Here is a 7,952-nt window from a genome sequence, read left to right as displayed (position 1 = left end):
AAATTGCAGCAGCTGCAAAGCCAACCCAACCTACTTCACGCACAGAAGTTGCCCACGCGTAGAGGTAAAGTGCTTCTAAATCAAAAACGACAAAGAAAATTGCAACTAAATAGAATTTGGCTGACAAGCGAATACGGGCACCACCCGCACTCACTACACCTGATTCAAACTGTTCTTGCTTGGCACGTCCCCATGCTTTACCCCCAAGGAGTAAAGGAACGGTCAGCATAAAAACGCAAAGAAATGTAACGCCGATCACGAAGGCAATAATCGCCCAATCGTATGGAGTAATGGCACTCATGCGGGGATAACTCCTGGCAGGCCTATTTTTAACAAAGAATGTATGTATTGGCCTTCAAATACACCAAACACAAAATTAATTCCGCCAATTGTACCTGATTTCTAATTTCTCATGCTAGTTGATGCGCTTTAGTCTTTCGGATGATTTTGTCCATAAATTTACACTTCTCTACCAGATCACTGCTAATTCACCCTTAAAAATCGAATTATCAAATCAAGTATTACATATCAATCATTTTTTTCTTTATCTGTACTCTAAAAACATTCGAATTCCATTCCCTATGCGCAAAAACATGGCAGCATGAACTAAATCATTGCATTGCGATAAATTTATGATGAAAATTTAAACAAATTTTATATAATAGTGCCACACCACACTTAACTTTTCTGGCTTCATTTAAACCTGCCAACTCGGTTTTGCTAGAGTTACTGAAGCGTCCTCCACAAACATGACGCCCCACCAGCTTTATCGGTGCGATTGTTGGCTAAGCGTACCCGCCTTTGCAGCGTTCAGGCAACGACTTAAAGCGTTTAAACCCCAAACCATTCAGGTACAGCTTAGACCGAATAACCTGCTCGGACGTTTGGGTGGCGAGGAGCTCACCATTTTTATGGCAGACACCAGCCTTAAGGCTGCCTACGCCTGTGCTGAACAGATTCGCCAACACATGAGCCAAACCGCTATTTCAATTGATCAACAACGGCATTTTTTCATCCAGCTCAGCATTAGCCTGTGTATTTGCATGCCTAAGAACCATCAAGCGATGAAGCATTTATTCAATCAAGCGGATGATGCATTTTATCAGGCAAAAAGACAGGGCCGAAATTGGGTGGTCATTTCGACATAATATGTTGCAATTCAGCAAAATACTTTAATTATCTTTATACACAGCCGACGCAATAGATGAGTATTCTAAAAGAAGCAAACAAGGAGAAAAATATGCATCTAGAATACACCCACGACTCGGATTATTTCTTTTTTTCACAACTACTGATGCGCCATATAGAAAATTATGTTCGAAAACATCCAGATGCTGACAACGCGATTTTTGATTTAAGAGACATATACGAAGTATTTAGAGAGGATTTTGCGGCGACCACAACCAATCTAGAAAGTATTCTCAATATTGCCGATAGTTACAAGGTAGAAACCCTCAATGGAGATCAGGCACTCATCAAAAGCTATAAAATTGATATTAAGAACAATTCACTGTTGATTGACTTTAATACGGATGCGCTTAATGGTTTACGCTCAGGACAGCCATTGATTGAACCCGACCCATCTGTGCATGAATAAAGAGTAAGTCAATCTATCCAAGTTTTAAGCCATACACTTTACCAAAGCCATAATGGCTTTGGTTTCTTATAAAATCCTAATGCCCGAAATCTAGATTTTATTTTTACCGCTTTGTTTATAACGTTTGGCTGGCCAGGTCATGACAAAACGCGCCCCACCCAAGTTTGGGCTTTGGTCAACCTGAATCTCACCACCAAACCAGTAGGCGATACGACTTACGATCGAAAGGCCTAAACCATAGCCACCCGATGCACGGGTACGGCTATCGTCCAGACGCGCAAACGCCTCAAAAATGCGAGAGCGCTCCTGCTCTGGAATCCCTGGACCATCATCCTCCACACACACATAAGCCTTGCCATCAGCACGCACACCACCACTGATACGCACCTTGTTGTCACAGTAGCGCACTGCATTGCCCACAAGGTTCTGTACCACACGGTGCAGGTAACGGCGCTCGGCATCAACACGCAATGTCAAAGGCGGCGCAATCAGTTCAATTTCTTTCTGGGTTTTGAGTGCCTCAGTCTCCATTACCACCTGATCCAGCACCTCGACCAACACAAGGTCTTCAAAATCAAGCGATGGTGTGCCCTGCTCCAGTTTGGCATAGGTCATGATCTCATCAATCAGGGTATTGAGCGCCTCAATATCCTTGTCAATCATTTCCACCTGCTGAATACGGTAACTGTAGTCGTCCTCTTCCGCCAGCATCTCCATACCAAAGCGGATACGGGCCACAGGCGTTCTCAGCTCATGCGAAACCGCGCGCATCAATTCCCGCTGTGCCTCAATCAGGCGCTGGATATGGTCTGACATATTGTTATAACTTGATGCCAGATTTGCCATTTCATCGGTCCCCTCTATCGGGACACGCAATGACAGGTCGCCTGACTTCATTTTATTCAGGGCATGACGAACCTGACGGATTTTACGTTCAAGCGGTAGAATCAAACCATAAACACCCAAGCTCAATAAAAACAGGCTGAACAGGGTGATACCAGCCGCAAGCTGGAAAGGCATCCAGTTGAACATGGGCACTGGGCCTAGAACCAATACCTGTGCAGGGTGGTTAGGCATGGGAGACACAATCGAGATGGTGGTGCCACGTATACTGGCGCTGTCTTTATAAAGCAGCACGCTCTGGTCCTGACGCAAACGGCCAATCTGCTCAGAGTCGAGGTTAATGTCTCGGATATCGGCAATTTCAATGGGATAATAGAAGTGCTTTTTAATTTTTTCCAGATATTCGCGCTCTTGACCTGGATAAAAGATCAGGTAGTCCAGCACAAAAATCGGCAGCGCTTTCATCTGCCGTTCACCTATTTTATCCACCTTAATGTAGAGAAAATGTTTGGGATCGTCTTTCAGCCCAATAATCACATAACCAATACCATTATTGGCATCGTAACGAACCACAGACTTTTGTTCGGCAATCCGCTTTCGCTCGGTACGGGAAAGTTCCACCCGCGCCGCATCAACATAGTAGATCGGAAGCTCCAGCAAATCCGAAGCATCTGAAATCCAGTCCAGCTTTTGCTGTTTTTCTGGTTGGCGAGCCACGCCCTCACTGATGACATAGGAAATACCATCTGTCAGGGATTCACGATATTCCTGCGCCCGTTGGTAGTTGATGATCTGCACCAGCAAATAACAGAATACCGCCACAACAACGACCAAAACCACCAGTCCAGCATAAATACGCAAGAATATGCTGTTTTTCAGTACTCGACTTACCATAAAGAAAATAGCCCGAGTGAATTAATGCGCTGACTCAATATCAAAATGAATATTAGGCGAACACAGTTCGCCCCTACCCAAGTTTCAATGATGAATGGAATTACATACCATGGGTTTGCTTGACGAACAAATAACCCTTGCTACGAACGGTCTTGATACGCTTTGGATTTTCTGGATCATCACCAATTTTTGGACGGATACGGGAGATACGCACATCAATTGAACGGTCCTGACCATCGTATTCAATGCCACGTAAACGCTCAAAGATGTCTTCACGGGAAAGGATACGGCCCGCATTTGAAGCCAACAACCATAACAGGTCATATTCCGCGCTGGTGAAATCAACCAGTTCACCATTCAGGGTCACAGAACGACCACCGTTATCAATCACCAGATCATCAAACTCGATACGTTGCGCCACTTCATCCTCAACCGTCTTGTCGGTACGGCGTAATAACGCACGGATACGTGCAAGCAAGACACGTGGCTGCACAGGCTTGGCAACATAGTCATCTGCACCCATTTCCAGACCTAGCACCTGATCCATATCTTCAGTACGCGCAGTCAGCATCAGGATCGGTTGATGATAATGTGGACGCACTTCACGACAAACGGTTAGACCATCCGCCCCAGGCAACATCACATCCAATACCACTAAATCAGGCTGCTCACTGGTAATACGACGAATGGCACGATTACCATCAGTTTCAACCCCAACTTCCAAACCGTTACGGATTAAATACTCCTGGGTTAAGCGTGCTAAACGTTCGTCATCTTCAACGATCAAAATCTTTGGTAACTTTTCTTCTTGGCTCATTTATTTGCCCCTAATAATTTTACAGATACATTGGTTTATGATTTGCAATATACACACGTTTACATTGTAAACAAGTGGTCGTTCACCAAACTGATACACGTCCACCCAGTTTTGTTATATTTTTATTAATATGATGAATTTTAATGTCTTTTTCAGAATTGCATGCTTGTTATAAACAACATAGATATTGAGTATAAATTTTGTACCAGTATTAAACAATTTGTTTCTTTGCGCTTCCGAAATAATTTAAGTGTCTGTTTTTTGAGTTATCCACAAAGTTATCTATACGTCTTTTTAAAGTCCTTTGCTATGCTATGTGCCTGTGAATACAGCAGTTAAAACACGAAAAAAACTTTAGTAAAATGTCAAGATTGATCTGCTGTTAAAAATCCCGTATCTTGTGTTGAAAATAAACTTTAACCACTAAGTATTGTGTTTATCCCTCAAACATCGTGGCATATTTTGTGCACGGTTCAAACGGTCTATGAACATAAAAATAGATGATAATGGAGCTATGCTGACATGAGCATCATCACTTCCGCACCTGGCCAAATTCAGGTTATTAAGCGCACTGGAGAAATCGCGACATTTAATGCCGAGAAGATTTCTGTTGCGATTGGAAAAGCCTTTTTAGCTGTTGAAGGTCAGCAGGGAGCCGACTCAAGTCGTATCCATGACCGTATTGAGCAACTCACAGAAATGGTGCTGAATACCTTTAACCGCCGTTTACCGTCAGGCGGCACAATTCATATTGAAGAGATTCAGGACCAGGTTGAATTGGCGTTGATGCGCACAGGCGAGCAAAAGGTTGCCCGTGCCTACGTGATTTACCGTGAACAGCGTGCCACCGCCCGTCAGCAGGCAGGTGCGAACCATCATCCTACCCTACAGATTACTGATGCTAATGGTCAGCTCCAGCCATTGGACCTGAGTGCGCTTACAGCCACCATTGAAACTGCAAGTGCGGGTCTTGAAGGGATTGATGTTCAGGCCATTGTCGATGAAACCGTTAAGAACCTCTATAACGGTGTAAAGGAAAGCGACATTGCTACCACCATGATGATGGCAACCCGTACCCGTATTGAACAAGAGCCAAACTATACTTATGTGACTGCACGTTTGTTGTGTAATGAGCTTGTTGGTACTGGATTAGAATTCTTAGGTTTAGCAACCGATACCCTGGAAAGCGATGCTTTAGAACCTTTCTTGAAGAAAGGGATCGAGCTTGATCTTTTATCTCCAGAACTGCTTGATTTTGATCTTGTAAAACTGGCGGCGGCGATTCAGCCAGAACGTTCAAACCAGTTTACCTATTTAGGTCTACAAACTTTATTCGATCGTTACTTCATTCATTCAAATGGCGTACGTTTTGAATTACCACAATTATTCTTTATGCGTGTGTCAATGGGTCTCGCACTCAATGAAGAAAATAAAGAAGAGCGTGCAATCGAGTTCTATAACTTATTATCTAGCTTCGATTACATGGCCTCTACGCCAACGCTATTTAACTCTGGCACATTACGCCCACAATTATCCAGCTGTTATTTAACAACAATTGGTGATGACCTATATGACATTTATGGTGCGATGCGTGACAACGCCATGCTGTCTAAATGGGCAGGCGGTTTAGGCAATGACTGGACACCTGTACGTGCCTTGAACTCTTATATCAAGGGTACAAATGGTAAGTCTCAGGGTGTGGTACCATTCCTGAAAGTGGCGAATGATACCGCTGTTGCGGTCAACCAAGGTGGTAAGCGTAAAGGTGCGGTTTGTGCGTACTTAGAAACCTGGCACTTGGACATTGAAGAATTCCTTGAGCTGCGTAAAAACACAGGGGATGACCGCCGTCGTACTCACGACATGAACACAGCGAACTGGGTGCCTGACCTGTTCATGCAACGTGTGTTTGAAGATGCTGAATGGACACTGTTCACACCATCTGAAGTGCCAGACCTGCATGACCTGGCTGGTGCTGAATTTGCTGAGCGCTACACACACTACGAAGCAGTAGCAAAAGAACAGAACTTGCTGCATAAGAAAGTACGTGCCAAAGACTTATGGCGCAAAATGCTTTCCATGCTGTTTGAAACTGGTCACCCGTGGATCACTTTCAAAGATGTATGTAACCTGCGTTCACCACAACAACATGTTGGCGTGGTGCACTCATCCAACTTGTGTACTGAAATTACATTGAACACAAGCCAAGATGAAATCGCTGTTTGTAACTTGGGTTCGATTAACCTAGTACAACACGTTCAAGGTGGAGTGTTAGATCGTGAGAAATTAGCTCGCACGATTAAAACTGCGGTACGCATGCTCGATAACGTAATCGACATTAACTACTACGCTGTACCACAAGCGAAAAACTCGAATTTAAAGCATCGCCCTGTCGGTATGGGTATCATGGGCTTCCAGGATGCACTTTATGAAATGGGCATCGCCTACGGTTCAGATGAAGCGGTTGACTTTGCCGATGAATCTATGGAAGTGATCAGTTACTACGCAATTCAAACATCAAGCGATCTTGCGCTTGAGCGTGGTGCTTACTCAACATTTAAAGGTTCATTGTGGGATCAAGGCATCCTACCAATCGACTCTTTAGAGTTAGTTGCTAAATCACGTCCTGAACGTATGTTCGAAGTTGATCGTACTCAACGTTTGGATTGGGATAGCTTACGTGCCAAAGTTCAAAAAGATGGTATGCGTAACTCAAATGTAATGGCGATTGCACCAACCGCAACCATTTCAAACATTTGTGGTGTGTCTCAGTCGATTGAGCCGACATTCCAAAACTTGTATGTAAAATCTAACCTTTCAGGTGAATTCACAGTAATCAACCCTTACCTTGTTCGTGCATTAAAAGAACGTGGTCTGTGGGATACCGTGATGGTAAATGACCTGAAACACTTTGAAGGTTCAGTACAAAAGATTGCCCGTATTCCTGAGGAATTGAAAGCAATCTTCGCAACTGCGTTTGAAGTAGATACACGTTGGATCGTTGATGCTGCATCACGCCGTCAAAAATGGATTGATCAGGCGCAGTCGCTTAATCTTTACATTGCTGGTGCAAATGGTAAGAAACTGGACATTACCTATAAGATGGCATGGTTACGTGGTCTTAAAACGACTTATTACCTCCGTGCTTTGGGTGCGACCTCTGCGGAGAAATCAACAATCAATACAGGTGCATTGAACGCAGTTAAACCAGCATCGGTTGAAGCACCTGTTGTTGCGGCACAGGCAGTGGTTGTAGAGAAAAAACCTGACGTACAAGTTGAAGAGGATTTTGCTACGGCTGCACCTGTACCATTGGCGTGTTCAATTGACAATCCAGATTGTGAAGCTTGTCAGTAATTAGATCCTGGAAAAACCCTTCTTAAATAAAGTAGGGTTTATTTAAGATTTAAAGGAAAGAGGCAAAGATTATGTTGAATATTAGCCATAACTACATGTTAGGACTAGGTGTTTTAATCTTTGCCTTTATTTTCTTTTATGTACCAATGGTGTATGCATTTTTAGCCATTCGGAAACAGCAGCAAAAGCAAGGTCAATAAAGTGCTTTATTGGGAAGTAGAACTATGCTTCAAACTGATTTAGAACGATATGCTAATGCTCCTGCTGTTTTAGTACAGATTTATGTCGATCGGATAGTACTTCATTATCCATCTTCTACAGAATATCTAACTGAATGTGCACAGTTTTCACATCCACGTTCGTTATTAGGTGATTTTAGTATCGCTGAAACTACATTAACGCAGTTACTCAAACGTGGTGGTGGCGGTTTTAAGTATTTAGCTC

Annotated in this window: 7 protein-coding genes and 1 pseudogene; 5 read left to right on the top strand and 3 right to left on the bottom strand. The window is 43.5% G+C overall.

Annotated features, from left to right (window positions below; all coding sequences use genetic code 11):
- Window positions 1-301, bottom strand: a 301-nt coding sequence (gene ndhC / locus B4H32_RS01085) for an NADH-quinone oxidoreductase subunit A (RefSeq protein ID WP_286799338.1), incomplete at its 3' end; no start/stop codon positions are given.
- 448 nt (window positions 302-749) lie between these two features.
- Here ndhC and B4H32_RS01080 point away from each other — a divergent pair.
- Both B4H32_RS01080 and B4H32_RS01075 read left to right on the top strand, forming a co-directional pair.
- On the top strand, window positions 750-1,148 hold the full coding sequence (locus B4H32_RS01080; RefSeq protein ID WP_228127130.1) for a GGDEF domain-containing protein: 399 nt from the start codon (window positions 750-752) through the stop codon (window positions 1,146-1,148).
- Window positions 1,149-1,240: 92 nt separating this feature from the next.
- Entirely contained in the window at window positions 1,241-1,597 is a 357-nt protein-coding gene (locus B4H32_RS01075) for a hypothetical protein (RefSeq protein ID WP_004682958.1), read from the top strand.
- A 90-nt stretch (window positions 1,598-1,687) separates the two neighbouring features.
- Here B4H32_RS01075 and bfmS read toward each other — a convergent pair whose 3' ends face one another.
- Together bfmS and bfmR are read right to left on the bottom strand one after the other, a co-directional pair.
- Window positions 1,688-3,334 (bottom strand): sensor histidine kinase BfmS, encoded by a 1,647-nt coding sequence (gene bfmS, locus B4H32_RS01070; protein WP_004682960.1) that lies wholly within the window; start codon window positions 3,332-3,334, stop codon window positions 1,688-1,690.
- 100 nt (window positions 3,335-3,434) lie between these two features.
- On the bottom strand, window positions 3,435-4,151 hold the full coding sequence (gene bfmR / locus B4H32_RS01065; RefSeq protein ID WP_004682962.1) for a response regulator transcription factor BfmR: 717 nt from the start codon (window positions 4,149-4,151) through the stop codon (window positions 3,435-3,437).
- Window positions 4,152-4,673: 522 nt separating this feature from the next.
- Between bfmR and B4H32_RS01060 the strand changes: the two genes are divergently transcribed.
- From B4H32_RS01060 to B4H32_RS01050, 3 genes and pseudogenes are all read left to right on the top strand, one after another.
- Window positions 4,674-7,508, top strand: coding sequence for a ribonucleoside-diphosphate reductase subunit alpha (locus B4H32_RS01060; protein ID WP_286799337.1), 2,835 nt, complete (start codon window positions 4,674-4,676; stop codon window positions 7,506-7,508).
- A gap of 71 nt (window positions 7,509-7,579) precedes the next feature.
- The gene (locus tag B4H32_RS01055) at window positions 7,580-7,708 is read left to right on the top strand and encodes a hypothetical protein (protein WP_004682965.1); all 129 of its coding nucleotides are present in this window, start codon (window positions 7,580-7,582) and stop codon (window positions 7,706-7,708) included.
- Window positions 7,709-7,732: 24 nt separating this feature from the next.
- Window positions 7,733-7,952, top strand: a pseudogene (locus B4H32_RS01050) (hypothetical protein); the annotation flags it as partial.

It is taken from the genome of Acinetobacter sp. UBA2063, assembly GCF_002333245.1.
Taxonomy (GTDB): domain Bacteria; phylum Pseudomonadota; class Gammaproteobacteria; order Pseudomonadales; family Moraxellaceae; genus Acinetobacter; species Acinetobacter parvus.
Note: the sequence above shows the minus strand (reverse complement) of the source record. Positions and strands in the feature narration are given on the sequence as shown.